This is a genomic window from Streptomyces sp. A 4/2, from assembly GCF_940670765.1.
Taxonomy (GTDB): domain Bacteria; phylum Actinomycetota; class Actinomycetes; order Streptomycetales; family Streptomycetaceae; genus Streptomyces.
On record NZ_CALNVW010000019.1, the window covers coordinates 1 to 24,661 of the forward strand.

Below are 24,661 nucleotides of genomic sequence, written 5' to 3' on the forward strand. Positions count from 1 at the left end.
ACAGGGGCAGGGAGGGAGCCGCCGGGCCGCCGATGCTCGGAGCTTGAGCCTCGGGATCCGGGACCCGGGACGGTCCGGCCACTCCTTCGGGGGAAGTTCTCAGACACGTACGGGGTACGAGCGCCCGAAGCTCGGGTTCCGGGCGTCGGGACGCGAGCCCCGGGATTCGAGCTTCTTCCCTTACCGGAGAAGGGTGGGTAGGGGTTGGGGGAAGTCCTTCCCACCCCTCCCGACCCCCGTAACGGCGGGTAAGTACGACTAATCCGGACCGGCTTGCGGCGCGCAGGCGCGGCTGCTTACGGTGCAGCGACGAACCAACTGAACGACCCCGACGCGGTGTTACAAGCACCGAGCCGGGGTCTCACCCCAAGATCGAACAGGACGATCCCGTGGCTACCGAGAATTTTAGCGCCGCCCTGCGCGCGCCCGCATCATCCGTACCCTCCACCGCCCATCCGATGGCAGTTCCCGGCTACGGCAAACGCTCTGCTCCGGACCAGGTTCCCCGCCGTACGGACGACTTCCTTCTTCTGCCCGAGCGTGAGCGGTACATCGCCGCGTTCATCGACCGGCTGCCCGAGGGCGCGGCGATGACGGTCAAGACCCTCGCCCGGCAACTCCCGCGCTACGGGCAGCAAGCCGTCAGCACGGCCCTCACGGCGCTGTCCGTCGCCGGATACCTGCGGCGCATCCGCCGCCTGGCCGGGGACGGCGACCAAGTCCGCTGGGTCTTCCGGACGTTCTGGTCGCGGACCGCACGCGACAACGAGTGGTGGACCACCTTCCTTGCCGCCGAGGACGGCCGATCCCCGGCCGAGACGCAGGTATCGGCGAGCCCCGCGCCCGCCCCGCCCGGCGTACCGCAGCAGCCGGAACCAGACCCTGCATCAGACCCTGCATCAGACCCGGCACCGGACCCGGCACCACACCCCGGCCGCCCCTCGCCCGCGTACGACGCACTGGCCCAACTCGGCTGCACCGACCCCCGGTTAGCCCTCTCGGCTGCCGACTGCGCAACCCTGGAAGGTCTCGCACAGGAGTGGCTGGAGCGCGGCGCCACGCCCGCCCACCTCGTCCAGGCCCTCACCGCAGGACTCCCCGCCGAACCGATCATCTCGCCCCGAGGCTTCGTCCGCCGCAGGCTCACGGACAAGAAGCCACCACACCGGCCCACCACCAACACCACCACAGTCACACCGCCGCGCCTCCTCGTGGAATGCACCAAGTGCGGCACCCCCGGCCGCCCCGAAGCACTCCCCGACGGTCTCTGCCGCACCTGCCGCCCCGGTACGCCGACCCCACCCGAACCGGCCGCATCGGCGGTAGCGCACCACGTACACCAACGGGTCGACGCCCTGCGCGCCCTGACCCGGACCCCGTAAGCGCGGCGGGAGAGAGAAAGCCCCTCCCGGGCCCGCGTCCTCACAGACCGAACAAGCGGGCCGCGTTGTCGTGGCAGACCGCGCGCAGCCAGTCGTCGCCCAGCCCGGTGCGTTCCAGCGCGTGCAGGGCATCGGCGTACGAGTAGGGGATGTTGGGGAAGTCCGTGCCGAGCAGCACGCGGTCCCGCAGGGCGGCCAGCCGGGGGAGCGCCGCCGGGGGGAACGGGTCCGATGCCTCGACGAACGGGGTGAACGCCATGGTGGTGTCCAGCATGACGTCCTCGTGGCGTTCGGCGAGGTCGAGGAAGCCCTCGTACTCGGGCATCCCGAGGTGGGCGACGACCAGCCGCAGCCGTGGGTGCCGCTTGAGCAGCTCGCCGATCGGCCCCGGGCCGGTGAAGGCGCCGGGCACGGGCCCGGAACCGCAGTGCGTCACCACCGGTGTCCCGCTGTCGGCCAGCTGTCCCCAGACGTCGTCGAGCAACGGGTCGTTGGGGTCGTAGCCGCCGACCTGGAGGTGGCACTTGAAGACCCGCGCGCCCTGGTCCAGTGCGTGCCGTACGTCGTCGGAGGCGCCCGGTTCGGCGAAGAACGTGGCCGTGTGCAGACAGTCCGGCACCCGCGCGGCGAAGTCGGCGGCCCAGTCGTTGAGCCACCGGGCCATGCCCGGCTTGTGCGGGTAGAGCATGGACGTGAACGCCCGGACCCCGAAGCCACGCAGCAGCTCGATGCGGCGCTCCTCCTCTTCCCGGTACGTGATCGGCCAGGCCCGGCCCACGAGCGGCCCGGCCGCGTCGAAGTACGCCCACACCTTCGCCAGTACCCGCTCGGGCATGAAGTGGGTGTGGACGTCGATGAGTGACTCCAGCCCCAGCGCGCTCCGGAACGCGGCCACCTGGGCCCGTTCGCTCTCACCGCCCGTCGTCCCGCTGTCCGGCGTCACGTCGACCGGCGTCCCGCTGTCCGGCGTCACGTCGACCGGCGTTCCGGACGGCTCGCGGTGTGCTGCCGCGTGATCGGCGCTGTCCTTCTGACCCGACCTCGGCTCCTCGGACATGTGGGCCTCCCCTCTTCGTGTTCCGTCGAGTCTGCCTGGCGGGTCGGGTCCAGCAGAGCGGGGGTCCCGGATCAGCCCTGGTCCTGGGGCTGCCCCCGGGGGGAACCGTGGGGTCTGCACCAGTGTGTCCGGGCCGGTGCGCGCGTGAAGATCATTTCGACAGCACTCGCTGTTCCTTGCACTCGCTGTTCCATGCGATGAGGAGTGATCACACATGATCGGCAACAGGACGCGGCTCGTGGCAGCGGCTATCGCCCTGGCCGCGACGCTGGCCCCGGCGACGGCCGCGTACGCGTCGTCACCGGCGGCGCCCGTATCGGGCCCGACGCACACCCAGCCCCAGATCCAGACGCAGACCCCGGTCGGCGCGCTGGACCGGATCGCCCACCCGCTGCGGTCGGCCGAGCCGGGCACCGGCACGGCCGACCTGCGCGCCCTCGGGGTGACGGTCGGCGACGCCAAGGTGGTCGGTGTGGGGGAGGCCACGCACGGCTCGCACGAGTTCTTCGCGCTGAAGGACCGGCTGTTCCGCTACCTCGTCGAGAAGAAGGGATTCACCACCTTCGCCCTGGAGATCAGCTGGTCGGCGGGGCTACAGATCGACGACTACGTCCAGCACGGCAGTGCCGGCGGCGGCGCTGACACCGGAGGCGACGACGCCCGGCAGGTCGTGCACGAGGTGATGGCCGGGTCTCCCTGGGACCGCGAGGAGTTCGTGACCCTCGTGCGGTGGATGCGCGACCACAACCGCCAACACCCCGACCGTCCCGTCCACTTCATGGGTGACGACATCGGCGCCCCCAGGCTCGACGGGCGCGTCTTCGACGCGGTCACCGACTACGTCGGGCGGACCCACCCGGAGTCCCTGCCGCGCCTGAACGAACTGCTCACCGGCCTGCGCCCGCTCGACGACGCCATCGGCTACCTGAACCGTCCGCTCGCGGAGCGCCAACAGAACGCGGCCAGGGCACAGCAGATGCTCGACCTGGTGGAACAGCAGGGGCGTCCCGGTGATGACAGCTTCGACTTCGCCCTGCAGAACGCCCGCAACATCGCCCAGACCTACACCTTCCTCGCCGTCGACCCGGGCAACCAGGAGTCGTTGACCGCCATGGAGCGCTACCGCGACCAGGTGATGGCCGAGACCACGGAATGGTGGCAGCGGCGCACCGGCGACAGGATCCTGCTGTCGGCCCACGACGACCACGTCGGCTATGTCAGCTCCGACCCGACGACGTACCCGAAGACCCAGGGCTCGTTCCTGCACGACAGCCTGGGTGCGGACTACCTCGCCCTCGGCACCACCTTCGACCAGGGCTCCTTCCTCTCCAAGGACCAGGCCCTCGGCGGCGACTGGAAGAAGTTCACCGTCGGTCCGGCCGGACCCGGCTCGAACGAGTACACGCTCGACCAGGTCCGGTACCGGGACTACTACGCGGACCTGCGCAAGCTCCCTGCTGCCAGCCGCAGTTGGCTGGACGTCGCGCGCCCGACCTGCCTCGTCGGTACGGAGTTCCCGAACGCGGAGACGCCCGAGCTGGCCATCGGCAAGGCGTACGACGTCCTGGTCCACCTCCACACCGTCCGGGAGGCGACCGAACTGCCGGCCGGGTAACCCGGGGCCGGTACCTCAGGGGCCGGTACCTCGGGCGCCGGAACCCCCGGGGTCGGTACAGCAGCGGCGGTCCCGCTACTTCGAGACCATCTTGCGGGCGATCTCCTTGATGGCCGCCTGCGGTTCCGCGGGCAGCCTGTTCCAGTCGAGTCCCAGGGCCGCCAGCGTGTGACGCGCCTCGGTGACCCGCTCCGGGGCCGGTCCGTCCGCGGAGAACTCGTACAGGACCCGGGCGTACTCCTCCCGCCGGTTGGGTCCGGCATGACGCCAGAACGCCAGGGTCTCGCCCAGGTGTTCCAGGGTGTTGTCGTCCTGGCCGTCGGGGTGGTTCTCGGCCGTCTGCTCCCAGCGCTTGGCGAAGTAGTGCCAGGCGTCCTTCGAGGCGAGTCCGAGGCCCGTGGCCGCCGCCGTGCCGGCGAGCGCCCAGCCGACCGGGGTGGCGGCCAGGGCGGCGGCGCCCGCGGTGGCACCGGCCCCGACCGCAGCCGCGGACACCAGGGCGGCGACCGAACCGGACGCACCGGCCGCGCCGGACACCGCCTGCACCAGCTTGTTCCGCCGGCCCCGCCGGTTCTTGTACAGGGCGTACAACTGGATCGAGCGCAGCGAGACCGGGCGGGTCCTGCCCTTGTCGGAGAGCCGCACCTCTCCCGCCAACTCCTGAAGGGCGGCGTCCAGCGCGGTCTTGTACGCCTCCCGCTGGGCCTGGTCCGCCAGCGCCTCGTCGAGCCCCTGCTGGGCGCTCCTGATGTGGCCCTCGATCTCCGGCAGCCCGATGTACTGGATGTCGTACAGCTGTCTCGCCAACTCGCGCCGCTGAGGTGACCAGTTGGCGATGTCGTCCGTGTTGCCGAACGACGGGTCCTGCTCCGCCTGCGCGCGGAGCGCCGCGAGCTGGCCCTTCCAGTCGGAGAGGTCCTCGTTGAGCTTGGCGATCAACAGCTTCTGGACCACGACCTGCTCCCGGGCCGCCAGGAGCGCCCGGTGGGGCTCGATCTCCTCGCGGATGATCAGCTCCTTGAGTTCGCGTGCCCGGTGGTGCGCGTGGAGCCCCTTGCGTACGTACCGACCCGCCTGGATCGCACCCGCGGGCAGCGCCGCACCGGCCCCGGCCGCCAGCACGGTGTTGTAGAGGGCCAGGTTCTGACCGGCGAGGTTCATCGCGCCGCCCGCGCCGTTGAGTACCTGCCCGGCGAAGTTCGAGGTGGCCTGCGCGGTGTCCCCGGCCGCGTTCCGGTACTCGCTGTTCGCAGCGCGGTGCTCCCCGCTGCCGGGCTGTGCGGCGTTCCGCTCCCGGCGGGCCGTGAGCGCGGCGGACCCGCTGGTGACGGCGCCGTACCCGGCGACCACGGCGCCTGCGGCGGGCGCCCCCACGCCGAGGTCGTAGGAGGCGTTGGTGCTGACGGCGGGGTCGGTGTACTGCCCGGAGACGGTGGCCCCACCGGCCATGCCGGAAGAGTTGGCGGTCACGTCCAGGCCGGTGACCGGCCCGCTGACGCCACGCCCGCTCCGCTCCGGTCGGCGCTGCTCGCTCTCCTCCCCGGCGGGGGCCCGGCCGCCGGGCCCGGAGCGCGTACCGGCCCGCTGGATGCTGACGCCCGGCGCCGCTGCCGCCTTCCGCTGGACGCTGACCCCGTCCACCGCGGCCCGCTGGACGCTGACGCCCGCTTCCGCCCCCGCTGCCCGCTGCTGTCCGCCGTCGGGGCTGGGCCCGCTCCGCTGTTGGGCGAGCAGACCGGCCACGACCGCGTTCCCCGCCGAACCCTGCAACTGACCTACGGAGTATTGCGATTGGGGGCTGGGCGGTGTGGCCACCGATGTGGCTACCGGTGCGGCAGGCGTCACCGTGCCGTGGGGCCGCCGGGACGCCCGCCCGGTACCCCGTCCCGCCGCCCCGGCCGACTCTGCAACCTGCTGCAAGTGCATAAGCCCCTCCTGCCTCCCCAACCTACGTTGCCTCTCATCCTCACCCGGTGGCGGCCAGGGTGGGTAGTGGCGAAGGAGCAGCGCAGGGGGCCGATGGGGCAGCCCGGACCATGTACGCGGAACACCGGGAACTGGCGGACATTCATGTCAGGTTCCGATCAGGTTGACGGGGTATCCCTTCCGGTGATTCGGCTCCCGCGGCTCCCGCTGGTGTCGTTTCAGCTCCACAGCCCCGCTCAGCTCCACAGCCCCGCTCAGCTCCTCAGTCCCGCTCAGCTCCTCAGTCCCGCCCAGCTCCACGGCCCCGCGCCGCGCGGACCTCGTGCGGCGCCCCGTGGACCACTCGATTGGACCGGTGTGACGTGAACTTCAAGTATCGCCAACTGCACGGTCGTTCCTTGGTCGTAGCAGTACGGAGCAGACTCGCCGCAGCGATGGGGGTGGTCGCGCTGCTGGTGGCCGTCCTCACCGGCACGGCCGCCGGTGCGGCCAGCGCGGCACCTCAGACGCCCCAGGCACCTCAGACGTCCAAGGCACCCCAGACGTCCAAGGCACCCCAGGCTTCCCGGACACCCCAGGCATCCCGGGCGGCGCACGGCACCGCCGTCGCGCAGGACGCCTCCGGGTGGATCTGCCCCGGCACGCCCATCCCGGACGGTTACGTGATCACCAGCCGCGGGGCGAACGGATGCAACGGCGCGGGCTCCTGGTACATACAGCCCGCGCAGAGCGGCCTCTGGATCTGCGCCACTTCGCCGATTCCCCCCGGCTACGTGCTCACCCTCCACACCGCCAACGGCTGCAACGCCAACATCGATACCTGGTTCATGGAGCTGGCCCGCGACGGCCAGTACGTCTGTGCGGGCTCGCCGATTCCCTCCGGTTACGTACTCACCGGCCACATCAGCACCGGCTGCGGCGGCATCGGCATCTGGTACCAGCAACTGGCCCGCGTCGGCGAGTACATCTGCCCCGGCGTACCGATTCCGGCCGGGTTCCGTGCCGACGCCTTCAACGCGAGCATGTGCAGCGGCCTCGGGGGCTGGCTCCTGCTCGCTGCCTGATCCAGGGCCTGATCCGGCTCCCGATCAGTGCCCGGTCCCGCACCTGATCCGGTCCCGCACCTGATCCGGTCCCGCACCTGATCCGGTCCCGCACCTGATCCGGTCCCGCACCTGATCCGGTCCCGCGCCTGATCCGGTCCCGCGCCTGATCTGGTCCCGCGCCGCTAGCCGTCATCGGCGACCGGCGCGGGACCGAGTTCAGCCCTGGTCTCCGTACCAACCGGCGCAGGGCATGACCTCAAATCCCCGGCTGGGGAAGACGGTATCCATGAAGAAGTCGTGCATGGCCGCATCACCGTCGGCGCACCCGTCACGCAGCACGGTCACCTGGTAGCCACGGTCCGCCGCGTCGTAGCACGTCGCAGCCACCATCGCGCTGGTCGCGACTCCGGCGATCACGAGAGAGGTGACGCCGCTCGCGCGGAGTACGAGGTCGAGATCCGTACCCGCGAACGCGCTGGCCCGGCGCTTCACCACGACGACGTCCTCGTCGGCGACCGGCAGAGCGATCTCGGTCCCGGCCGATCCCTCATGGAAGGTGTCCCCGGCTTCGTGGAACGTCCTGAAGAGTGCGTTGTCCGGCGGCAGGTCGGTGCCGTTGCTCCGCAAGGCGAAGTGCACGAACACCACGAGCGCACCGGCCGCGCGGGCACGCGGCAGCAGTTCGGTGAGCGGCGGCACGACGCGCCTGGCGAACGGGTAGTTGCTCGTGATGCCCTGCTGGATGTCGCCGATGATCAGTGCAGTGGTCACGACAGGCTCCCGTTCGGTCTCTCTGTCCAGTGCCCTGCAAGTCGGCAAGGCGGCTACTCCGTCGGTCATGGTAGTGACGGGCCGGACGCAGCACTACGCTCACCCCGTGGAGATCATCAAGGGTGCCGGGACGTGGGCGCATCCCGGCGCAGTGGGCAACGACTGGGTCGAGCAGTTGCGGACGTCGGATCTGTCCGTGGGCACGTACTGCATCCCGGTCGGAGGACGCGATACCCAGAGCCCTCATACCGAGGACGAGATCTACGTCGTCACCGCCGGGCGCGCCAAGATCACGACCCCTGACCGGACGGCCGAGGTGGGCCCCGGAGCGGTGATCTTTGTACCGGCCGGTGAGGAACACCGATTCATCGACGTGACCGAAGACCTGGCGTTGCTCGTGGTGTTCGGTCCCGCCTTCGGATCGCGCACGTCCGAGTCGTAGGCAACGCAGGGCTCCGGGTTACCGCAGGCGTCTGAATGGCATTCCGCCGATGGCCGGACGTCCGGGCCGCCCTCGCAGTCGTCCCGCCGCTGTGCTGGGTGACAGGGCGCACTGCGGCAGTCCTTAGCGGGGCTTGACCGAAGAGAGTTGTACGAGCAGCAGCACCAGCCGGTAGGCCTCGGCGAAGTCGGTCGTGGTGAAGGTGATCGTGCGGCTGCCCTCGACGCGGGAGACACCCGGCACGAGCGTCGCCAGATCGACCATGTGCGGGCTGGAGAGGTCGACCTCGACAGTCAGCGGTCCGGCCATGGTCAGGGGCGACACCATGGCCCGCCGGGCGATGGCCTCGGCCGCCGCCCGGCGTAGCTGCTCCCGGGCCTCCTCGGGATGCAGGACGACCGCGGCGGCCTGCGCGAGGGCTTCCTTGACCGCGACGGTGACCGCGGAGGGCACCAGCTCGCGCAGTTCGGCGCAGGCGGTGTCGTCGCCGCTGAGCATCACGACCGGCACGCCCAACTTCCCCGCCATGGCGGCGTTGAGCCCGATCTCGCCCAACGAACGCCCGGCATCCCCCGAAACAGCCCGTTGCACGTGAAAACGTACAGTGAGCCGATGACGAACAATGGGGTGGGAACAGCGGCGCCGACCGGTATCGATGGGGTGCGAAACTTCCGGGACGCCGGCGGGCTAGGGGGATTGCAGCCTGGTGTCCTCTACCGGTCCGGCGCGTTGCACGCGCTGTCGGAGAAGGGGGCATGCGAGCTGGGCGACCTGGGGGTGCGTGCGGTCGTTGACCTGCGCAGTCGCCCCGAGGTCACCGCCCGGCCGGATGCCTTGCACGGGGCGGCGATCAGATACTTGCATGTTCCGGTGTTCACCGAGCAGCGATGGCCGCAGGAGCAGATGGAGCTCTACCCGTCGATGGCCGAGCATTCCGGCCGGGCTGTGCTGGCAGTGGTACGGCACCTGCGAGCCGAGAGCAAGGGGCCAGTGCTCGTCCACTGTGCATCGGGGAAGGACCGGACCGGTGTCGTGGTTGCCCTCGTGCAGACGCTGTTCGGCGCGTCCGAGGCGGAGGTAGTCGCGGACTTCGTGCGTTCCAACACCGAGCTGCGTCTGCCCGTCGCACAGCCGTCAGGCCCACGGGGACACAACACCCTGCCGGTCACGGCCGGGCACCTTCGTCGGGCGCTCCTGTGGATCCGCAGCCATCACGGTTCTGTACCCGCATACCTCCAGGCTCAGGGCGCCACAGAGGAAGACCTCTCCATACTGTCCGAGGAAGCGCCAGCGACCCACCTGCCTGCCACTTCTTCTTGACCTCCACCCCTTATCAAAGAGAGCTCTAGCCCAGCAGCGCGAGCAGCCGCCCCACCGCCTCCGCGACGGGCTGGCCCACCGCGCCGACAGTGGCCGCGATCTGCGCGACAGATGCCAGGACGATGCCGCGCTCACGCAGGGCACCCCGGTCAGGAGTGAACTCAGGCAGTGCATCATCGACGGTCCGGGCCTGGTCCGGGGTGAGGTGTGGGCGGAGCTCCTGGAGGAAGCGGGTGAGATCGTCGACAGCGGCGCGGAGCTCTACGTCCTGGGCAGCACCGCCGACGGTGACGTTTTTCATGCCGGTGTTCCCGCGGCCGCCGTTCATGTTGACCACGGGTCCGAAGTTATTCGACACATCACTCATAGCTTGAACCCCGTGTTTCCCCGGCCGCCGTTCATGTTGACGACAGGACCGTAGTTGTTCGTCTTGTTGTTGAACTGCCGCACGGTGAAGGTGAACTCGGCTTCCGGGTGGTCGATCGCGTACACGACCTGTCCGGCGATCTGCCGTAGCTCGTCCATGCTCGGCAGGGTCACGATCGCCCTGGAGCCGCTGGTCATCTCGACGACCAGCACCGGCTTGGCCGACGCGAACAAGCCCATGAGGACGACGATCAGGCCGAGCACGACGATGACGGACACGGAGCTTCCGCTTACGCCGTCCCCGATGTGTGCCTCGCTCCCGCTCGCGTAGTTGATCGCGACATAGACCAGGACGCCGCCGATCAGCCACTTCAGGAAGCGGATGGCGGCCCTGCCCCAGTCGGGCTTGAGCCTGAAGGCATCGACCCAGGTGATGTTGCGCAGTGGGATGGCTGCCGACCCCACCCACAGCATTCGGCCACTGACCCGGAGGACCAGAGGGTCTCCCTTGCGGGGAGCCGGCGGTAGCGGCGGAGGCTGGGGCGAAGGGTCTCCCCTGCGGGGAGCCGACGGCGGTAGCGGCGGTAGCGGTGGAGGCCGGCGCGGCGGCTCGGGCGGTGATACGCCGACGTTTCCCGTGTGATCCATAGCTCCCCCGTGCTGTCGTCACTCCCACCCGCATGCCGTGCGAGCACCATTAAGCGCCTGCGAGCGTTCGTGGAGCAGGTAAGAAGCAGCCAATTAGCCATATGGCGGCCGGTAGTTGTCCTCGTGGTGGGCGGTCCTGGTGGAACACAGGCCTCTGGGGCAGCAGGGCCGCGAATTGGTCCCAGAGCGGTTCGGTCAGCCATGGTGGCAGCGCGGGCTCAGGTCTCTCCAGCGATCACGGAGCGTCGCCCCGGAAGGCGACGGCCTCCGCGCCGATACCGACCACTTCCAGAAGTACGTCCCATGCCTGGTCGGCATCCCCGTGCGGTTCGGTGAGCCAGACGTACGAGACGTCGGCGGGATTACCGTCGTGCTTGCTGAGGGCGAAGCTGTAGCCCCGCAGCCGGAACAGGACGACATCGAGCGCGTCCAGCCCGTCCCACGACCGTTCCACGTGCAGGCGCAACCGCCGGGCCACGGGGCGTACCGGCAGTCTCAGCACCCCGATCATCTGAAACGTCGGGGAGCAGTGCTCCCACACGCTCCACTGAAGGGCTGGGTTCTTGCCCGTGCCGTAGGGCGGGATGGTGGCTTCCTGCCAGTCGGGCTCGGGCTCCGGCACCTCGACCGCTGTCACAGCAAGCTCCTCTTCGTTGGTCTCCACGCGCCGCGGCACTCTCGTAAGGGGTCCGCGATCCGTCCGCCTACAGGGCCACATCGTCCCCGTCGCTGCTCCACCACCGATCGAGAAGTCGCAGGTATCTCGGCCTCCCGTCGGCCCGCGCCTTGGCGACCTCATCCTTCGTGGTGACGATCGCCTCGCCGGTCGACCGCCTCAGGCAGGGCCTCGCGCAGGCGGCTGAGGAGCGCTCGGGCAGCGGGGCTCGCGGGCCCGGTGGTTCGCCAGGCGAGGGCGACGCGGGCGCGTAGTTCGGGCTGGGTGATCCGCAGCATGTGCAGCCGTCCGTCGGGTGCCGGTGCGGTATCGCCGGTCGGCAGTACGGCGATGCCCAGGCCTCGGGCGGCCAGCTGCGCGAGCACATGGGGCGCTGCCGCCTCGAAGGTGACGTGGGGCGGGAAACCGGCCTGCGCGCAGGCGCGTTCGAGCACTGCGCGCACACCGGTGCCGCGCGGCAGGCAGATCAGCGGCCGGGCACGCAGTTCGGCCAGCGGCACGCTGCTGCGGTCGGTACGACTGAGGAGCGGGTCGCCGGGCGCGACGGCAGCAGCCAACGGCCTGTCGATCACCGTCTCGAAGGAGATGCCGGAAGGTGGCGCCGCCCCGGTCGGTCCGAGAAGGGCGACGTCGAGTTCCCCGGCCAGCAGCGCGGCCTGCATCCGCTCCGAGGTGTCCTCGGTGAGCGCGATCTCCACTGCGGGGTGGGCGTCGTGGAAGTCCGCCAGGAACGAGGCCACGTCGAAGGCGTGGCCGGTGGCGCCGGAGACCAGTCCGAGCGTGACCCGGCCGCGTAGCAGCCCGGTGTACTCGTCCACCGTCTGCCGCACCGCGTCTGCGGCGGCCAGCGCGGCTCGCGCGTACGGCAGTACTGCCCGGCCCACCTCCGTCGGTGTCACCGAACGGCTGGAGCGATCGAGCAGCGGCTGACCGAGCTCCCGTTCCAACTGGCGTATCTGGGAGCTCAGTCCAGGCTGGGACAGATGCAGTCGGGAGGCCGCGCGGGTGAAGCCGCCGTCCTCGACGACGGCGACGAAGTAGGAGAGCTGCCGGAGGTCCATAACCAGCGATGCTAGGTCGCAGCACCAACTGCTATTGGAGTTATGGACCAGCGGACCGCACGCTTGACGGCATGAAGAATGTGGCAGATCGCAAGAGAAATGAGGCCGACATCAAGGCCGCCATCGCGGCGGAACGCCGGGAGCTGGCTGCCCTTCTCACCACCTTGGTGGCCGATCAGTGGAACGAGCCGAGTCTCTGCGCCGGATGGCGGGTGCGCGAGGTCGCGGCGCACATGTCGATGGGCTTTCGACTCTCCCTTCCGGCAATGATCGGCGAGCTGATCAAGGCACGTGGCAGCCTGCATCGCATGACCGACCAGGTTGCCCGCAGGGATGCGGTTACCCGCTCCACCACCGAACTCGCCGCGTTCCTGGGGGACAACGCCGACCACCCGTGGACACCGCCGGTCGGCGGGCTCGCGGCGGCACTCGGCCACGACGTGGTGCACGGACTGGACATCACGGTCGCCCTCGCCCTCGACCGGCGGGTCCCCGAGGACCGGCTGCGCATACTGCTCGGGGAGATCAGCCCCCGCAGCTTGAAGTTCTTCGGGGCTGACCTCGACGGAGTGCGGCTGTGCGCCGACGACCTGGGCTGGTCCTACGGCTCCGGTTCCCCCCTGTACGGCGCTGCCCAGGACATCCTGCTGGTCGCCTTCGGCCGCAGGCTTCCGGCCGGCCGGCTGAGAGGCGAGCCGAGTGGGCGCTTCACCCGGTCGTGAAGGCGGCGCAGTGGCGCAAGTGGCGCTACGTGCCGAGTACCAGCAGTGGCAGTCGTAGGCCCTTGTCGAGGGCGGACACGGCAGCGCGGATGCGTCGCTCCTGTGGGGGCGAGGTGTAGTCGCCGAGCCGGGCCAGGGGTACGCACGTGAGGGCGGCGATCCCGTCGGCCGCGTCCTCGGGGACGGCCAGTGCGGATTCCTCTTCGGGGGTGAGCCGTCCGCCGTCGCAGACGATGGTGAACCCCTCGGCCGAGCTCTTGCCTTCGGCGGATGTGGACGCGGGAACGTGATCGAGGGCGAGGAAGTGGGTGAGGCGGCGGTGGAGGCCGGTCTCCTCGGCGAGTTCACGGGATGCGGCGGTGGCGACGCGCTCCCCCTGGTGGGCTCCGCAGCCGGGTAGCTGCCATTCGTCCCGGTCCGCCGTCTTGACCAGGAGTACGGCGCCCCCGCCGTTACGCACCAGTGCGGTGGCTCCGATACTCCGGCGGGGCGGGTTCATCGCCCCAACACTCATGTGTGGGCGGCGTTTTGGGCCCCGCCCAGGGGCTGTGGGCGGCGCGGCGCCCTCGGTGAGTGCGTCGAGTTCGTCGAGCCGGCGGTTGATGCGAGAGGCGAACTGCTCAGCCTCCACCACGGAGATGGAACCCAGGGACACCTTGTGCAGAGGGTGGTTGCAGGCCACGCACGGCTCTTCGATGCCGATGTCGTCGAAGTCGACCTGGAGGCGCCGGAGAGCATTGACGAACGCGGTGGCGGCGTCCTCGGCGTTCTCCCGGTCGTTGTTCGTCCAGTACCCACGGTCGACAGGGCCGAGATCCTGATCCGTCATGCCCGGGTCTCCCTTCCCTCACGCAGCCGTACGCGAAGCCGGGCCAGCGTGGGCGACTCCTCGGGGTTGGCGACGGTGTCGGTGACGGCGTCCGCATCCGCCTTCGGGGCGTCGGGACACACCGGCCGGCCACACCGGCAGGGCGGCCACTTCAGTACGGAGGATTCGAGTTCGGGCTGCTCGTCCATGCGGTCCAACTGCCTTTCCAGTCCGGTGACGACCTCGCGGAGAACGTCCTGGGTGAGCGGCGCGTACCCGGTACGCGGCAGCCACTCCGGGGCCAGCCGCCAGAACCCGCCGGCCCTTACCAGCGCCGCCAACTGGGCTGCGTCGGTGGCCAATTGGCCGGTGGACGGAATGCGCTCCGAAGGCAACGTTCGCTCCCCTCTGTAGTCGTTCCACTACCGAGGGGCTTCATCGTGACCTAGGGTGGGAGTGCATTCAACTTGCGGTAATTGGTCGGGTAGTTAGGCGGTAGCTGGTGAATCGAAAAGAGCTGGATCCTGAGAAGTCGCCCGGCGCGGCGTTCGGGCAGCGTCTCCGCACGTTGCGGGATGAACGTGGATGGACGCAGGACGAGCTGGGGGAGCGCATGAGCTGCTCCGGTACGCACATTTCTGCCGTCGAAACTGGTCGGCGCCCTCCAACTACCCGTTTCGCAGCAAGTGCGGACAGGGTCTTCGGGACGGGAGACAGGTTCGAACGCCAGGGTCGGGCCGTACGGCGCACGACCCTGCTTGAGGGGTTCCCGGAGTACGTCGGGCACGAAGGCCGTGCGGCGGAAATCCGGGTGTACGAGGTGGGCGTCGTACCCGGTCTGCTCCAGACTCCGGAGTACGCGGCGGTACTGGCAGACAGCGCCGTCAAGCGTGGTGCGATCGCGGCCGATCAGGCAAGCGAGCGGGTCTCGCACATCGCAGCGCGGCAGTCCACGCTGCTCCGGACGCCCTCGCCGCTGGTCCTGGTGGTGCTGGACGAGAGCTGCATCCGTCGGCCCGTCGGTGGTCCTGCGGTCATGGACGCGCAGTTGGCGCGGCTGGCCGAGTTCGCCGAGCTCCCGAACACCGTGCTCCAGATCGCTCCGTTCGACATGGGGGAGCGTCGACCCTTCAATCTGCCCGTGTACATACTGACGTTGTCGGACCGCCAGCTCATGTCGTACGCGGAGTCCGCCCACCGGGGCCATCTCGACCGGGAAAGCACTTCGGTAGTACCCCTGTTGACGGCCTACCATCAACTACAGGCCGAGGCGCTGTCCCAAGCGGCGTCCGTGGCCATGATCAACCGGTTACGAAAGGGCTCTCCGTGACGACCGAATCTCCCCGCTGGTTCAAGTCCTCGTACAGCGACAACGGTGGCGCCTGCATCGAGGTCGCCGTCAACCTCGTCGTCCCGCGCGGCGTGGTCCCCGTCCGTGACTCCAAGAACCCGGGCGGTCCGGTTCTGGACGTCTCCGCCGGTGCGTTCGCCTCCTTCGTGGCGGGCGTCAAGGGCACGGAGTTCGGCGCCGTCTGACGGCCCGGCCCGTTCCGGCGCGTACCGAATTCCGGGCTGCCCCATCGTGCGCCGCGCGGTGGGGCAGCTCAGATCGGCAGGTCCCAGCCCGGACCGTCCTCGGCGCCGATCCACACCCGCTGTCGGCTGGCAGTGATCGTGATGCCGAAGTTCTCCTGGTGCGGTTCACCGGCTGCCTGCCAGCTCCGCACCGCGGTTTCGACCTGGTCCCACAGGCGGACCGGGCCACGCTGTACGACTGTCCAGCCACCGCCGGGCCCGGACGTGGTCCGTGACTGGGAACCGGTGGAGACGTCCCAGAGGATCTGCTCGGACCCTGCTCCCATCCGCTCGGCCGATGGCGCAGCGAGCTGGGCGACCCAGCTTCCGGTCCACGTGCCGATGATGCCGGGGTCGATCAGGCTCGGGCGTTCCGCACCGGGCAGCAGAGCCAGTGGTGGGCGGTGCGGCCGGTCGTGCGTGCGGGCCAGCAGGAAGCTGGTGCGCCCAGGGAGGAACCGTCCGGTGGCGGTGCCGGGGCCGGTCATGGTGAGCAGCGCCGGCCCGGATGCGTCACTCCATCCGGAGAGGGGCACCAGAATCTTGCCGCCCCTTTTCACCTGGTGCAGCCACGGCACCGGGATGTACCGGACGGAGCAGGTGGAAATCAGGCGGTCGTACGCTCCGCCGTCCGGATCTCCCCGCAGTCCGTCTCCGATGACCAGCCGGGGAGCGTACCCCGCTGCCCTGATGGCGGACGCTGCGGCGCTGCCGATCACCGGGTCGTACTCGATGCTGGTGAGATTGCCGTCCCCCAGTCGGTGCGCGCCGAGGGCGGCCGAGTATCCGGTTCCGGTACCGATCTCCAGGACGCGCTGACCCGGTCGGACGCCGAGTTGCTGCCACATGCGCAGCACCAGTGACGGCAGCGTGGAGGACGACGAGGGGGAGCCCTCGATATCCGTTCCGGCTTCGACGTCGTCGGGCCTGGTACGGCCGTCGAGCTGGGTGATGAGCGTCTGGTCCGTGTAGACGCCTCGCAGCCACCCGTCATCGTCCTGGCGGACGGGCCTGTAGCGGGCCGGGACGCTGCCCGGCACCCGCTCGAAGTAGGAGCCGGCGAACAACTCCCGGGGAACAGCTTCGGCTGCGCTGCGCCACCGGGGATCCGTGAGCGTGCCGTTTTCGGTGAGAGCGCCTGTCAGGGCGGCGCGCAGGGAAGTGGATGCGCTCATGTGTCAGATTCCCTTCTGTAGTTGGTCGGCGATGGCGCGGGCCACGAAGTCGGTGGTCCCGGTCGGCTGCCATGCCCACTGCCCGTTGGGATTGCACTCCAGGAAGTACCAGGTGTCATCGGCGGTCACCGCGAAGTCGAACGCGCCGAACGTCAGCCTGAATTCCGCGAGATAGGCGGCAACGGAGTGCTCGACGGCTTCGGGAATTCTGATCGGGGTGCATTGCGTGAAGTTCGGCCGGTAGCGCCGGTAGCCCCGGTCGCGATCGGAGCTGTCGATCCGGGTCCCGGACAGCCGGTCGCCAACAGCCGTCACACGCACGTCGAACACCTTGTCCACCTTGGCTTGGAACATGTACGGGCATACGGCCACGGCATGGGTGATCTCGTGACTGCGCGCCTCCCGCACCCACACGCTGTGCGGCTGGCCGTCCACGCGGTAGGGCGTGTTCCACACGGGTTTGTAGACCACTCCGCCACGCTCACCCGCCGCGAACTCGCGGGCGTCGTCCTCGTTGTCGGTGATCAGCGTGTGGGGCACCAGGAACCCGCTCCGCTGGGCGGTCGCGAGTTGAGCGGGCTTGTACTCCGCCGCGCGGTTGCTCCACGGATGGTTGACGTAGAGGGCTCCCGGAAGGGACGCGAGGATCCCCCCGGTTCCCCAGTAGGACTGCTCTGCGGAGAACTTGCGGGCCTGCCCGGACAGTCCGGGAGCGCCCCCGTACGGCGAGGGTCTGCGGACCCAGACGGACCGCACCCGCGTGAGATCGAGTTCCCGCCTCGGGGTGCGCAGGGTGCTTCGCTGGTCGCCCGTGCGGTACGTGGCGGTCAGGGAGGAACCGTCGTGCAGGTCCACGCCGGGGTCGAGGCGGACCACGGGAACCCGGCGTTCGGCGAGCAGCCGCAGCACCAGGTCCGCCGTCGCGTCGGAGGGATTGGTCAGTACCAGCACCGAGTCGCGTGAGCCGTCCATCAGCCGGAACTCTGATCCTGGTCATGGCGCACCACGGGGGTGACATGGGACGTCACGGGGGTGACATGGGACGTCACGGGGGTGAACCGAGAATCCGGGGCGGTGACCGCGTACGGCATCATTCTGCCGGTGCCCCAAGGCGTCTGCGTCTGCTTCATAGGTGCTGCACCTCCAATGCGGAGGTCCATCGTGGTGCTGTGGGAAAGCCGTTTCTAGGCTGTTTCCCGTTGCTGCAACAATTCGTTGCGGATGGTCTCCAGAAGGCTGCGCATGTCGTCACCGTGCAGTGCGTTGCGGGCGAATCCGTCGAACTTGGATACGTACAGGGCGACATCCCGGGGATCTGTCACGACGATTTCGGCGTGCACGGTTTCCACTGTCACGGTGCGGTCGTCGCGGATGACAAAGGCATGGTTCGGTATGTCGTGCTGACTGCCCGTCATGGGTACGACTCTTATGTCCAGATGGGGAAGCCGGGACATGCTGACGAGCTGATCGAGCTGGCCGGCCATGACCAGCGGGGGGACGATGAGCCAGCGGAGTACGGGTTCGGTGACCACGAAGCGGAGCGTCCTGCTCGCGTCGTACAGCAGGGCTTGGCGCTCAAGCCGCGCGGTGACGGTCTCACGGACCGCCGCTTCGGTCAGGTCCTCGTGCCGGGAGAGGACGGTCCGCATGTACGCGGGGGTCTGGAGCAGGCCGGGCACCAGGGCCGGCTGGAAGAGCCGCAGCAGGTTCATCCGGGTTTCCACGGACTTGAGTTGACGCTGGGCGCGGTGCAGACCGGCTCGTTGGATCAGCCGCCATGCGGTGGCTTCGGTCGCCACGGCCCGAGCGGCGTCCATGTACTCCGACTTCACATCTTCCGATACGCCAAGGGCGGTGAGGATGCGGTCCACGTCATCGGCGCTCGGGCCGAGTTTGCCCGTCTCGATCTTGCTGAGCTTGCTCGCGGACATGACGGCGCCCCGGGCGACTGTCTTGGCTTCCCTGCCGGAAGCGCTCCGCAGTGCCCGTAACGCTGAGCCCAATTCCGATCGGTTCACTTGCCGTGCTTCGTCCACCAGTCCGCGAACGGCACGGCGTGCGCGAGAGCCGTGTCACGGTAGGCCACGAACTCGGCAGCCCTTGCCCGGGGAAGTATCTCAGCCCCTGCGAACGTCCCACCCTCCGCGTAGCGCATGGGCGCGGGCACCACCGAATCGAAGAGCCAGAAGTCGTGGACGCCTTCGGGCAGCGGATTGGGCCGGTCGGTCACGTCGAGGATGTAGAACTCTTCACCGGCCATGGCGTTCGCGACGTACCCCCATCCCAGCTCGAACCGCAGATACGGAGTCAACGGCCGGGTCAGCAGGTGGACCCGGTAGAGGCGCTTTCCCGCGGCGACATGCGTCCGCACCTCGGCCAGCCACTCGGCGTTGTAGTTCTCCGGCTGAACTTGCCCGTCCATGAAGGCACGATAGGCGTCCGTGTTGCCCGAACCGCTGTAGTCGGACAAGGTCTCCAGCCGGAATGCTTCGCAGGTGAACTCGTCGAACAAGTCCCCGAGGGATCTAGCCAAGCTGATCACCGAACGCCTTCAGGATCAGCTCCAAGGGGACTTCCACCACGGTCTCGTGCGCGGGGATCTCCAGTCCGTGATCGGTCGGCGTCGAGCCCTGCACGAGAATCGTGCCCCGATCCGTCCGGTAGATGGTGGGGCAGTCCTTCTTGTCGCACGCTTTCGCCAACACGGTCGGCTTCACAGGCGTTCCCTCTCCGTGGCCGATGGGTCCGTTGTTGATCCTTGCGGGACCGGGGAGTGCAGGGCAAGGGGCCTGACTTTCCGGTACGGGAAATCGGGGGCCCGACCTGCTACTTCGAGCCCCGGTCCCGGGAATATCCGGACCGGGAGAGTGCTCTGTGATGCCCTGTAGTTGACAGCCCGCCACCAGTTCGCTCATCACTCCAGGCTCTCTGACCTCATAGGGCTGTCGCTCCCGGCAGGAGCCCTGACACCACGCAATGCTGGGTGCCATGGCCCTACCTGCCCACTCCTCCGCCCGCACTCCGTCCGTACGGCTGCCCGCGCTGCGCCACTTCGGCCCCAACTGGTACGCGCTCGTCATGGGCACCTCGATCGTGTCGAGCTCGGGGGCCGCCCTCCCCGTCCACGTGCCGGGCCTGTACACGGTCTGCACGGCTGTCTGGGCCCTCGCCGTGCTGGCGCTCATCGCGGTGGCGGTCGCCCGCGCGGGCCACTGGCTGTACCACAGCGACCAGGCCCGCGCCCATCTCCTCGACCCGGCCGTCGCCCCCTTCTACGGCTGTCTGGCGATGGGGCTGATGGCCGTCGGCAACTCCACCCTGACGGTCGGCCGCTCCGTGATCGGCCCGGGCGCGGCCCTCGCGGCGGACTCGGTGCTGTGGACCGCCGGCACGGTGATCGGTCTCGCCTGCACCGTGGTGGTCCCGTATCTGATGGTCGTGCGTCACCGCATCGGGCCGGACGGCGCCTCCGCGGTCTGGCTGCTGGCCGTGGTCCCGCCGATGGTGTCTGCGGCGCTGGGCGCCCCCCTGATCCCGCACCTGCCGGCCGGGGCCTGGCGCGAGACGCTCCTGCTGGGCTGTTACGGAATGTTCGGGATGAGTCTGCTCGCCACTCTGCTGATCCTCCCGCTGCTCGTCGGCAGGCTGGTCGTGTACGGCCCGCTGCCGCTCGCCCTCACGCCCTCGCTCTTTCTCGTACTGGGGCCGGTGGGACAGGCCACCACCGCCGTCAACCAGCTCGCCGACGCCGCGCAGGGCACGGTCCGCCCCGAGTACGCGGCCGGGTTCGGGGCGTTCGCCCTGGTCTTCGGTGTGCCGATGCTGGGCTTCGCGATGCTGTGGCTGGTGTTGGCCGGGGCGCTCGTGGTGCGCGCCCTCCGCCACGGCATGACGTTCTCGATGGGCTGGTGGGCCTTCACCTTCCCGGTCGGCACCTGTGTTACGGGCGCCGAAGGGCTGGCGCGCCACACCGGGCTCGCCGCGTACACGTGGCTGGCGGTGGCGCTGTACGTCCTGCTGGCGGTGGCCTGGCTGGTGGCCGCGGTGTGTTCGGTCAGGGGCCTGTTCAGCGGAGCGCTGCTCGCAGCACCACTGGCGGCTCAGCCAGAGACGGGCCGTACCACGTGAGGGCGCGGGCGGGACCATCCGGTCCTGTCCGCGCCCTCACCGGTTCGGCCCCCTGTCACGCACAGGGGCGCTGGGTTACTCCGGGTCGGGCATGGGGAACCAGCCGGTCCACACGCCTTCGTGGTTGCGGGCGTTGACCCAGCGTCCGCCGTCCGGGGTCGGGACGCTCAGGGCGAACTTCCAGGGGTCGCCGTTGCTCCAGCGGTCGATGACGACGATCCGGCCGGAGACGACCCCGCCCATGGACTGCCAGCCGGTCCACTTCCCGCTCGTGTTGTTCCAGCGGGTCCACACCGCCGAGTCGGTGCCGACCAGGAACTCCTGCTTCGTACCGTCGGGGAGCTTCTGGACGGTGACCCCGTACTCGCAGATGTAGACGGCGCCACTGTCCTTGCAGTGGCTCACCGCCTGGGCGGGCGCGGCCGTCACGGCGAGACCCGCCAGGACTGCGGCCGTGAGAACGGCGACCCTGATCTTCTTCATTTTCCTGTTGCTCCTTGCTGCGACGCGCAGGCGGACCCGCTGACGGCCGCCAGCCTGTCGTCCGTCGCTTACGTCCCGCTAACGATCTGCTGACGCCGGATGCCTCCCGGGTCCGGTCCAGTAGTCACGCGTTCAATTAGCGTTCCTGCCACAGGTGTTGGGCGTCGTGGTGGATGCCGAGGCGGGCGTCGAGGCCCGGGACTTGGCGGGAAGTCGGTGCTGCACGCCCATCGCTTTGTGGGCTCGGGGACGCCGCCATAGGGTCACCGGTATGTCTCTACGTCTTCGTATGCGTTCTGCACTGCCGGAAGCGATGCGCGCCCGTGACAAGGCCGCGGTGAGCGCCCTGCGCGCCACGCTCGGTGTGCTGGACAACGCCGAGGCGGTGCCGGTCGGCGAAGCCGAGTTGCGCGGCCTGGCGCTTGAGCAGTCGCCGGTCGGTGCCGGTACCACCGAAGCGGCGCGGCGTGAACTGAGCGAGCACGACGTGGTGGAGGTCGTGCGGGCCGAGGTCGCCGAACGGCTGGAGGCCGCAGAGCAGTTGACCGCGCCCGCGCACGCCGACCGGGCCGCGCGGCTCCGCGCCGAGGCCGCCGTACTGCTCCGCTTCCTCGACGGTCCCGGCGCTGAGCAGGACACGGCGCGTCGTGTCGCACCCGAAGCGACGTAGGAGCAGGGCCGGGAACACGTACGGTCCCCGATGTCCCCGCATGCGCCCCTGCAACCACCGACGTCATCGCGCACGCCCCTGCGGCGCCGCGTACGCCCGGCAACCGCGACTGTGAGCCGTCCCACGTTCCGAGTGGCCCGGGTGATCGCGGGAAGGCATTCTCACCGAGCAGCCGCCGCCACCATGGGTGATCATTAAGTGAGCGGGACATCTCATGATGTGGTACGTACCGGGTGACGAGCGGCTGCTCGGTAGACTGAGCCGACCGCAGTAATGACTGATCGAGGAGCGCACGTGGGCCTTGTCGTGCAGAAGTACGGAGGCTCCTCCGTAGCCGATGCCGAGGGCATCAAGCGAGTCGCCAAGCGGATCGTCGACGCCAAGAAGAGTGGCAACCAGGTGGTTGTCGTGGTGTCGGCGATGGGTGACACGACGGACGAGTTGATCGATCTTGCCGGGCAGGTGTCGCCGATTCCTGCCGGGCGGGAGTTCGACATGCTGCTGACCGCCGGAGAGCGGATCTCCATGGCGTTGCTGGCCATGGCGATCAAAAACCTGGGCCATGCGGCCCAGTCGTTCACGGGTAGCCAGGCCGGTGTCATCACCGACTCGGTCCACAACAAAGCGCGGATCATCGATGTCACGCCGGGGCGGATTCGTACCGCTCTCGACGAGGGCAACGTGGCCATCGTCGCCGGTTTCCAGGGTGTGTCCCAGGACAAGAAGGACATCACCACCCTCGGCCGTGGTGGCTCGGACACGACTGCGGTCGCCCTCGCGGCGGCGCTCGACGCCGAGGTCTGTGAGATCTACACCGATGTCGACGGTGTCTTCACCGCCGACCCGCGGGTCGTCAGGAAGGCCCGGAAGATCGACCGGATCTCCTTCGAGGACATGCTGGAGCTGGCCAGCTCCGGTTCCAAGGTGCTGCTGCACCGCTGCGTGGAGTACGCGCGCCGCTACAACATCCCGATCCATGTCCGGTCCTCGTTCTCGGGGCTCCAGGGGACATGGGTCAGCAACGAAGCACGAAACGAAGCACGAAGCGAAGCGCAAGGGGACCCGACAGTGGAGCAGGCCATCATCTCCGGTGTCGCCCATGACACCTCCGAGGCGAAGATCACGGTCGTCGGTGTGCCCGACAAGCCGGGCGAGGCCGCAGCGATCTTCCGTGCCATCGCGGACAGCCAGGTCAACATCGACATGGTGGTGCAGAACGTCTCCGCCGCGTCGACCGGTCTGACCGACATCTCCTTCACGCTCCCCAAGGACGAGGGCCGCAAGGCCGTCGACGCCCTGGAGAAGTCCAAGCCGGTGGTCGGCTTCCAGTCGCTGCGTTACGACGACCAGATCGCCAAGATCTCGCTGGTCGGCGCCGGGATGAAGACCAACCCGGGGGTCACCGCGACCTTCTTCGAGGCGCTCTCCGACGCGGGCGTGAACATCGAGCTGATCTCGACGTCCGAGATCCGCATCTCGGTGGTCACCCGTGCCGACGCGGTCAACGAGGCCGTGTGCGCCGTGCACACCGCGTTCGGGCTCGACAGCGACTCCGACGAGGCAGTCGTCTATGGGGGCACCGGGCGATGACCGGCAAGCCGACGCTCGCGGTCGTCGGAGCGACCGGGGCCGTCGGTGCGGTACTGCTCCAGATGCTGTCGCAGCACGCGGACGTCTGGGGTGACATCAAGCTGATCGCCTCCCCGCGCAGGACCGGCCGCAAGCTGGTCGTGCGCGGGGAGGAGGCCGAAGTCCTCCCGCTCGACGAGGAGGCGTTCGAGGGCGTCCATGTCGCGCTGTTCGTCGTTCCCGACGACGTCGCGGCGCAGTGGGCGCCCATTGCCGCGTCCAAGGGCGTGGTGGTCGTGGACAGTTCGGCCGCGTTCCGGATGGACCCGGACGTGCCGCTGGTGGTGCCCGAGGTCAACCCCCATGCCGTACGGCTCAGACCGCGTGGCATCATCGCCTCCCCGCACTGCACGACGCTCGCGATGATCGTGGCGGTCGCCGCACTGCACGCCGAGTTCGGCCTGCGTGAGCTGGTGGTGTCGACGTACCAGGCGGTGAGCGGCGAGGGAATCCCCGGGATCGAGGCGCTGCGCCGCCAGACCGCGCTGGTCGCCGGTACGGAACTGGGCACGCGGCCCGGTGACGTACGCCGCGCGGTGGGCGACGACACCGGCCCCTTCCCGGCCCCGGTCGCGTTGAACGTGGTCCCGTGGGCCGGTTCGGCCGGGGCGGACGGCTGGTCGTCGGAGGAGCTGATGCTCCGGGCCGAGACGCGGAAGATCCTGGACCGGCCCGCGCTGCCGGTGGTGGCCACCTGCGTCCGGGTGCCCGTCGTCACCACGCACTCCCTTTCCGTGCACGCGCGCTTCGAGAACGAACTGACGATCGCGCGGGCGCACGAGATCCTGGCGACCGCTCCCGGAGTGGTGCTCTTCGACGACCCGGAGGCCGGGGACTTCCCCACGCCGGCCGACGCGGTGGGTACGGATCCGGCCTGGGTGGGGCGCGTACGGCGGTCGTTGGACGATCCGCAGGCGCTGGAACTCTTCATCTGCGCGGACAACCTCCGCAAGGGTGCGGCGCTCAACGCGGCGCAGATCGCGGAGGCCGTGGCGGCGGAATTTCCCGCCGATCAACCTTTGTAGAATTTGTGTGCGAGCTGTGAGCAACTCGGTGGTCTGGGCCACTTGAACTGGGGCTCGTGCCTGTTACACGATTCACTTCCGTGCCTGTCTGCAACCGCAGTCGTGCCGGGAGCGTCTTTGGGGTGGCCCCTTCCTG

At 69.3% G+C, this 24,661-nt stretch carries 27 protein-coding genes and 2 pseudogenes; 12 read left to right on the forward strand and 17 right to left on the reverse strand.

Features of this window, described 5'->3' with window-relative positions:
• The first annotated feature begins 458 nt into the window (after positions 1-458).
• Positions 459-1,382 carry a MarR family transcriptional regulator gene (locus NBY69_RS12560; protein WP_374211264.1) on the forward strand — a complete coding sequence of 308 codons (924 nt, stop codon included), beginning with the start codon at positions 459-461 and terminating at the stop codon, positions 1,380-1,382.
• A gap of 40 nt (positions 1,383-1,422) precedes the next feature.
• Here the strand turns inward: NBY69_RS12560 and NBY69_RS12565 are convergent, their stop codons facing one another.
• Positions 1,423-2,439 (reverse strand): amidohydrolase family protein, encoded by a 1,017-nt coding sequence (locus tag NBY69_RS12565; RefSeq protein ID WP_250300912.1) that lies wholly within the window; start codon positions 2,437-2,439, stop codon positions 1,423-1,425.
• A gap of 214 nt (positions 2,440-2,653) precedes the next feature.
• On the opposite strand from NBY69_RS12565, the gene NBY69_RS12570 reads away from it, so the two are divergent.
• Positions 2,654-4,054, forward strand: a complete 1,401-nt coding sequence (locus NBY69_RS12570; RefSeq protein WP_250300913.1) for an erythromycin esterase family protein — start codon at positions 2,654-2,656, stop codon at positions 4,052-4,054.
• Between the two features lie 75 nt (positions 4,055-4,129).
• Here NBY69_RS12570 and NBY69_RS12575 read toward each other — a convergent pair whose 3' ends face one another.
• Positions 4,130-5,797 carry a hypothetical protein gene (locus NBY69_RS12575; RefSeq protein WP_250300914.1) on the reverse strand — a complete coding sequence of 556 codons (1,668 nt, stop codon included), beginning with the start codon at positions 5,795-5,797 and terminating at the stop codon, positions 4,130-4,132.
• 581 nt (positions 5,798-6,378) lie between these two features.
• On the opposite strand from NBY69_RS12575, the gene NBY69_RS12580 reads away from it, so the two are divergent.
• Positions 6,379-7,044, forward strand: coding sequence for a hypothetical protein (locus NBY69_RS12580; protein ID WP_250300915.1), 666 nt, complete (start codon positions 6,379-6,381; stop codon positions 7,042-7,044).
• Positions 7,045-7,242: 198 nt separating this feature from the next.
• On the opposite strand, the gene NBY69_RS12585 is transcribed toward NBY69_RS12580, so the two are convergent.
• The gene (locus tag NBY69_RS12585; protein ID WP_250300916.1) at positions 7,243-7,797 is read right to left on the reverse strand and encodes a cysteine hydrolase family protein; all 555 of its coding nucleotides are present in this window, start codon (positions 7,795-7,797) and stop codon (positions 7,243-7,245) included.
• Positions 7,798-7,903: 106 nt separating this feature from the next.
• On the opposite strand from NBY69_RS12585, the gene NBY69_RS12590 reads away from it, so the two are divergent.
• On the forward strand, positions 7,904-8,239 hold the full coding sequence (locus NBY69_RS12590; protein ID WP_250300917.1) for a cupin domain-containing protein: 336 nt from the start codon (positions 7,904-7,906) through the stop codon (positions 8,237-8,239).
• A 123-nt stretch (positions 8,240-8,362) separates the two neighbouring features.
• Here the strand turns inward: NBY69_RS12590 and NBY69_RS12595 are convergent.
• Positions 8,363-8,803, reverse strand: a pseudogene (locus NBY69_RS12595) (M55 family metallopeptidase); the annotation flags it as partial.
• A 48-nt stretch (positions 8,804-8,851) separates the two neighbouring features.
• Between NBY69_RS12595 and NBY69_RS12600 the strand changes: the two are divergent.
• A complete protein-coding gene (locus NBY69_RS12600; protein ID WP_250300918.1) occupies positions 8,852-9,559 on the forward strand; it encodes a tyrosine-protein phosphatase in 708 nt (235 codons plus the stop codon).
• Positions 9,560-9,584: 25 nt separating this feature from the next.
• Here the strand turns inward: NBY69_RS12600 and NBY69_RS12605 are convergent, their stop codons facing one another.
• The 5 genes and pseudogenes from NBY69_RS12605 to NBY69_RS12625 form a co-directional block, all read right to left on the reverse strand.
• A complete protein-coding gene (locus tag NBY69_RS12605; protein WP_250300919.1) occupies positions 9,585-9,926 on the reverse strand; it encodes a hypothetical protein in 342 nt (113 codons plus the stop codon).
• Complete coding sequence (locus tag NBY69_RS12610) at positions 9,923-10,423, reverse strand: DUF6232 family protein (protein ID WP_284348108.1); 501 nt, start codon at positions 10,421-10,423, stop codon at positions 9,923-9,925. Before NBY69_RS12610 ends, NBY69_RS12605 begins: the two co-directional genes overlap by 4 nt.
• A gap of 277 nt (positions 10,424-10,700) precedes the next feature.
• Positions 10,701-10,805: pseudogene (locus tag NBY69_RS12615) on the reverse strand (IS5/IS1182 family transposase); the annotation flags it as partial.
• 3 nt (positions 10,806-10,808) lie between these two features.
• Entirely contained in the window at positions 10,809-11,210 is a 402-nt protein-coding gene (locus NBY69_RS12620) for a hypothetical protein (RefSeq protein ID WP_250300921.1), read from the reverse strand.
• 158 nt (positions 11,211-11,368) lie between these two features.
• Positions 11,369-12,310, reverse strand: a complete 942-nt coding sequence (locus NBY69_RS12625; protein ID WP_250300922.1) for a LysR family transcriptional regulator — start codon at positions 12,308-12,310, stop codon at positions 11,369-11,371.
• 71 nt (positions 12,311-12,381) lie between these two features.
• Between NBY69_RS12625 and NBY69_RS12630 the strand changes: the two genes are divergently transcribed.
• Positions 12,382-13,032, forward strand: a complete 651-nt coding sequence (locus NBY69_RS12630; RefSeq protein WP_250300923.1) for a maleylpyruvate isomerase family mycothiol-dependent enzyme — start codon at positions 12,382-12,384, stop codon at positions 13,030-13,032.
• A gap of 25 nt (positions 13,033-13,057) precedes the next feature.
• Here NBY69_RS12630 and NBY69_RS12635 read toward each other — a convergent pair whose 3' ends face one another.
• Together NBY69_RS12635 and NBY69_RS12640 are read right to left on the reverse strand one after the other, a co-directional pair.
• On the reverse strand, positions 13,058-13,861 hold the full coding sequence (locus NBY69_RS12635) for an NUDIX domain-containing protein (protein ID WP_250300924.1): 804 nt from the start codon (positions 13,859-13,861) through the stop codon (positions 13,058-13,060).
• Positions 13,858-14,235, reverse strand: coding sequence for a hypothetical protein (locus NBY69_RS12640; RefSeq protein ID WP_250300925.1), 378 nt, complete (start codon positions 14,233-14,235; stop codon positions 13,858-13,860). The genes NBY69_RS12635 and NBY69_RS12640 overlap by 4 nt, the downstream gene beginning before the upstream one ends.
• 104 nt (positions 14,236-14,339) lie before the next feature.
• Between NBY69_RS12640 and NBY69_RS12645 the strand changes: the two genes are divergently transcribed.
• Entirely contained in the window at positions 14,340-15,170 is an 831-nt protein-coding gene (locus NBY69_RS12645; protein ID WP_250301338.1) for a helix-turn-helix transcriptional regulator, read from the forward strand.
• Entirely contained in the window at positions 15,167-15,376 is a 210-nt protein-coding gene (locus NBY69_RS12650) for a DUF397 domain-containing protein (protein ID WP_250300926.1), read from the forward strand. The genes NBY69_RS12645 and NBY69_RS12650 overlap by 4 nt, the downstream gene beginning before the upstream one ends.
• A gap of 68 nt (positions 15,377-15,444) precedes the next feature.
• Here NBY69_RS12650 and tgmC read toward each other — a convergent pair whose 3' ends face one another.
• The 5 genes from tgmC to NBY69_RS12675 form a co-directional block, all read right to left on the reverse strand.
• Positions 15,445-16,590: an ATP-grasp peptide maturase system methyltransferase gene (gene tgmC / locus NBY69_RS12655; protein WP_250300927.1), complete on the reverse strand. Its 1,146-nt coding sequence runs from the start codon at positions 16,588-16,590 to the stop codon at positions 15,445-15,447.
• Between the two features lie 3 nt (positions 16,591-16,593).
• The gene (gene tgmB / locus NBY69_RS12660; RefSeq protein WP_250300928.1) at positions 16,594-17,562 is read right to left on the reverse strand and encodes an ATP-grasp ribosomal peptide maturase; all 969 of its coding nucleotides are present in this window, start codon (positions 17,560-17,562) and stop codon (positions 16,594-16,596) included.
• A gap of 212 nt (positions 17,563-17,774) precedes the next feature.
• Positions 17,775-18,608 carry a helix-turn-helix transcriptional regulator gene (locus tag NBY69_RS12665; RefSeq protein ID WP_266642179.1) on the reverse strand — a complete coding sequence of 278 codons (834 nt, stop codon included), beginning with the start codon at positions 18,606-18,608 and terminating at the stop codon, positions 17,775-17,777.
• The gene (locus tag NBY69_RS12670; RefSeq protein WP_250300929.1) at positions 18,605-19,132 is read right to left on the reverse strand and encodes a DUF6879 family protein; all 528 of its coding nucleotides are present in this window, start codon (positions 19,130-19,132) and stop codon (positions 18,605-18,607) included. Before NBY69_RS12670 ends, NBY69_RS12665 begins: the two co-directional genes overlap by 4 nt.
• Positions 19,116-19,307 (reverse strand): hypothetical protein, encoded by a 192-nt coding sequence (locus tag NBY69_RS12675; RefSeq protein ID WP_250300930.1) that lies wholly within the window; start codon positions 19,305-19,307, stop codon positions 19,116-19,118. The genes NBY69_RS12670 and NBY69_RS12675 overlap by 17 nt, the downstream gene beginning before the upstream one ends.
• Positions 19,308-19,578: 271 nt before the next feature.
• Here NBY69_RS12675 and NBY69_RS12680 point away from each other — a divergent pair, with 271 nt between their 5' ends.
• The gene (locus NBY69_RS12680; RefSeq protein WP_250300931.1) at positions 19,579-20,718 is read left to right on the forward strand and encodes a TDT family transporter; all 1,140 of its coding nucleotides are present in this window, start codon (positions 19,579-19,581) and stop codon (positions 20,716-20,718) included.
• Between the two features lie 75 nt (positions 20,719-20,793).
• Here NBY69_RS12680 and NBY69_RS12685 read toward each other — a convergent pair whose 3' ends face one another.
• Positions 20,794-21,201 carry a hypothetical protein gene (locus tag NBY69_RS12685; protein WP_250300932.1) on the reverse strand — a complete coding sequence of 136 codons (408 nt, stop codon included), beginning with the start codon at positions 21,199-21,201 and terminating at the stop codon, positions 20,794-20,796.
• Between the two features lie 313 nt (positions 21,202-21,514).
• Here NBY69_RS12685 and NBY69_RS12690 point away from each other — a divergent pair, with 313 nt between their 5' ends.
• The 3 genes from NBY69_RS12690 to NBY69_RS12700 all read left to right on the forward strand — a co-directional run bounded on the left by NBY69_RS12690 (position 21,515) and on the right by NBY69_RS12700 (position 24,525).
• Positions 21,515-21,871: a GatB/YqeY domain-containing protein gene (locus NBY69_RS12690; protein ID WP_250301340.1), complete on the forward strand. Its 357-nt coding sequence runs from the start codon at positions 21,515-21,517 to the stop codon at positions 21,869-21,871.
• Between the two features lie 294 nt (positions 21,872-22,165).
• A complete protein-coding gene (locus NBY69_RS12695) occupies positions 22,166-23,461 on the forward strand; it encodes an aspartate kinase (protein WP_250300933.1) in 1,296 nt (431 codons plus the stop codon).
• Complete coding sequence (locus tag NBY69_RS12700) at positions 23,458-24,525, forward strand: aspartate-semialdehyde dehydrogenase (RefSeq protein ID WP_250300934.1); 1,068 nt, start codon at positions 23,458-23,460, stop codon at positions 24,523-24,525. The genes NBY69_RS12695 and NBY69_RS12700 overlap by 4 nt, the downstream gene beginning before the upstream one ends.
• Positions 24,526-24,661: the final 136 nt, after the last annotated feature.

What these genes read in the sequence shown, in the direction of transcription:
- NBY69_RS12560 (WP_374211264.1), top strand. Translation starts at nt 459, where the DNA reads ATGGCAGTTCCCGGCTACGGCAAACGCTCTGCTCCGGACCAGGTTCCC.
- NBY69_RS12565 (WP_250300912.1), bottom strand. Translation starts at nt 2,439, where the DNA reads ATGTCCGAGGAGCCGAGGTCGGGTCAGAAGGACAGCGCCGATCACGCG.
- NBY69_RS12570 (WP_250300913.1), top strand. Translation starts at nt 2,654, where the DNA reads ATGATCGGCAACAGGACGCGGCTCGTGGCAGCGGCTATCGCCCTGGCC.
- NBY69_RS12600 (WP_250300918.1), top strand. Translation starts at nt 8,852, where the DNA reads ATGACGAACAATGGGGTGGGAACAGCGGCGCCGACCGGTATCGATGGG.
- NBY69_RS12605 (WP_250300919.1), bottom strand. Translation starts at nt 9,926, where the DNA reads ATGAGTGATGTGTCGAATAACTTCGGACCCGTGGTCAACATGAACGGC.
- NBY69_RS12625 (WP_250300922.1), bottom strand. Translation starts at nt 12,310, where the DNA reads ATGGACCTCCGGCAGCTCTCCTACTTCGTCGCCGTCGTCGAGGACGGC.
- NBY69_RS12630 (WP_250300923.1), top strand. Translation starts at nt 12,382, where the DNA reads ATGAAGAATGTGGCAGATCGCAAGAGAAATGAGGCCGACATCAAGGCC.
- NBY69_RS12635 (WP_250300924.1), bottom strand. Translation starts at nt 13,861, where the DNA reads ATGACGGATCAGGATCTCGGCCCTGTCGACCGTGGGTACTGGACGAAC.
- tgmC (WP_250300927.1), bottom strand. Translation starts at nt 16,590, where the DNA reads ATGAGCGCATCCACTTCCCTGCGCGCCGCCCTGACAGGCGCTCTCACC.
- tgmB (WP_250300928.1), bottom strand. Translation starts at nt 17,562, where the DNA reads ATGGACGGCTCACGCGACTCGGTGCTGGTACTGACCAATCCCTCCGAC.
- NBY69_RS12680 (WP_250300931.1), top strand. Translation starts at nt 19,579, where the DNA reads ATGGCCCTACCTGCCCACTCCTCCGCCCGCACTCCGTCCGTACGGCTG.
- NBY69_RS12685 (WP_250300932.1), bottom strand. Translation starts at nt 21,201, where the DNA reads ATGAAGAAGATCAGGGTCGCCGTTCTCACGGCCGCAGTCCTGGCGGGT.
- NBY69_RS12690 (WP_250301340.1), top strand. Translation starts at nt 21,515, where the DNA reads ATGCGCGCCCGTGACAAGGCCGCGGTGAGCGCCCTGCGCGCCACGCTC.
- NBY69_RS12700 (WP_250300934.1), top strand. Translation starts at nt 23,458, where the DNA reads ATGACCGGCAAGCCGACGCTCGCGGTCGTCGGAGCGACCGGGGCCGTC.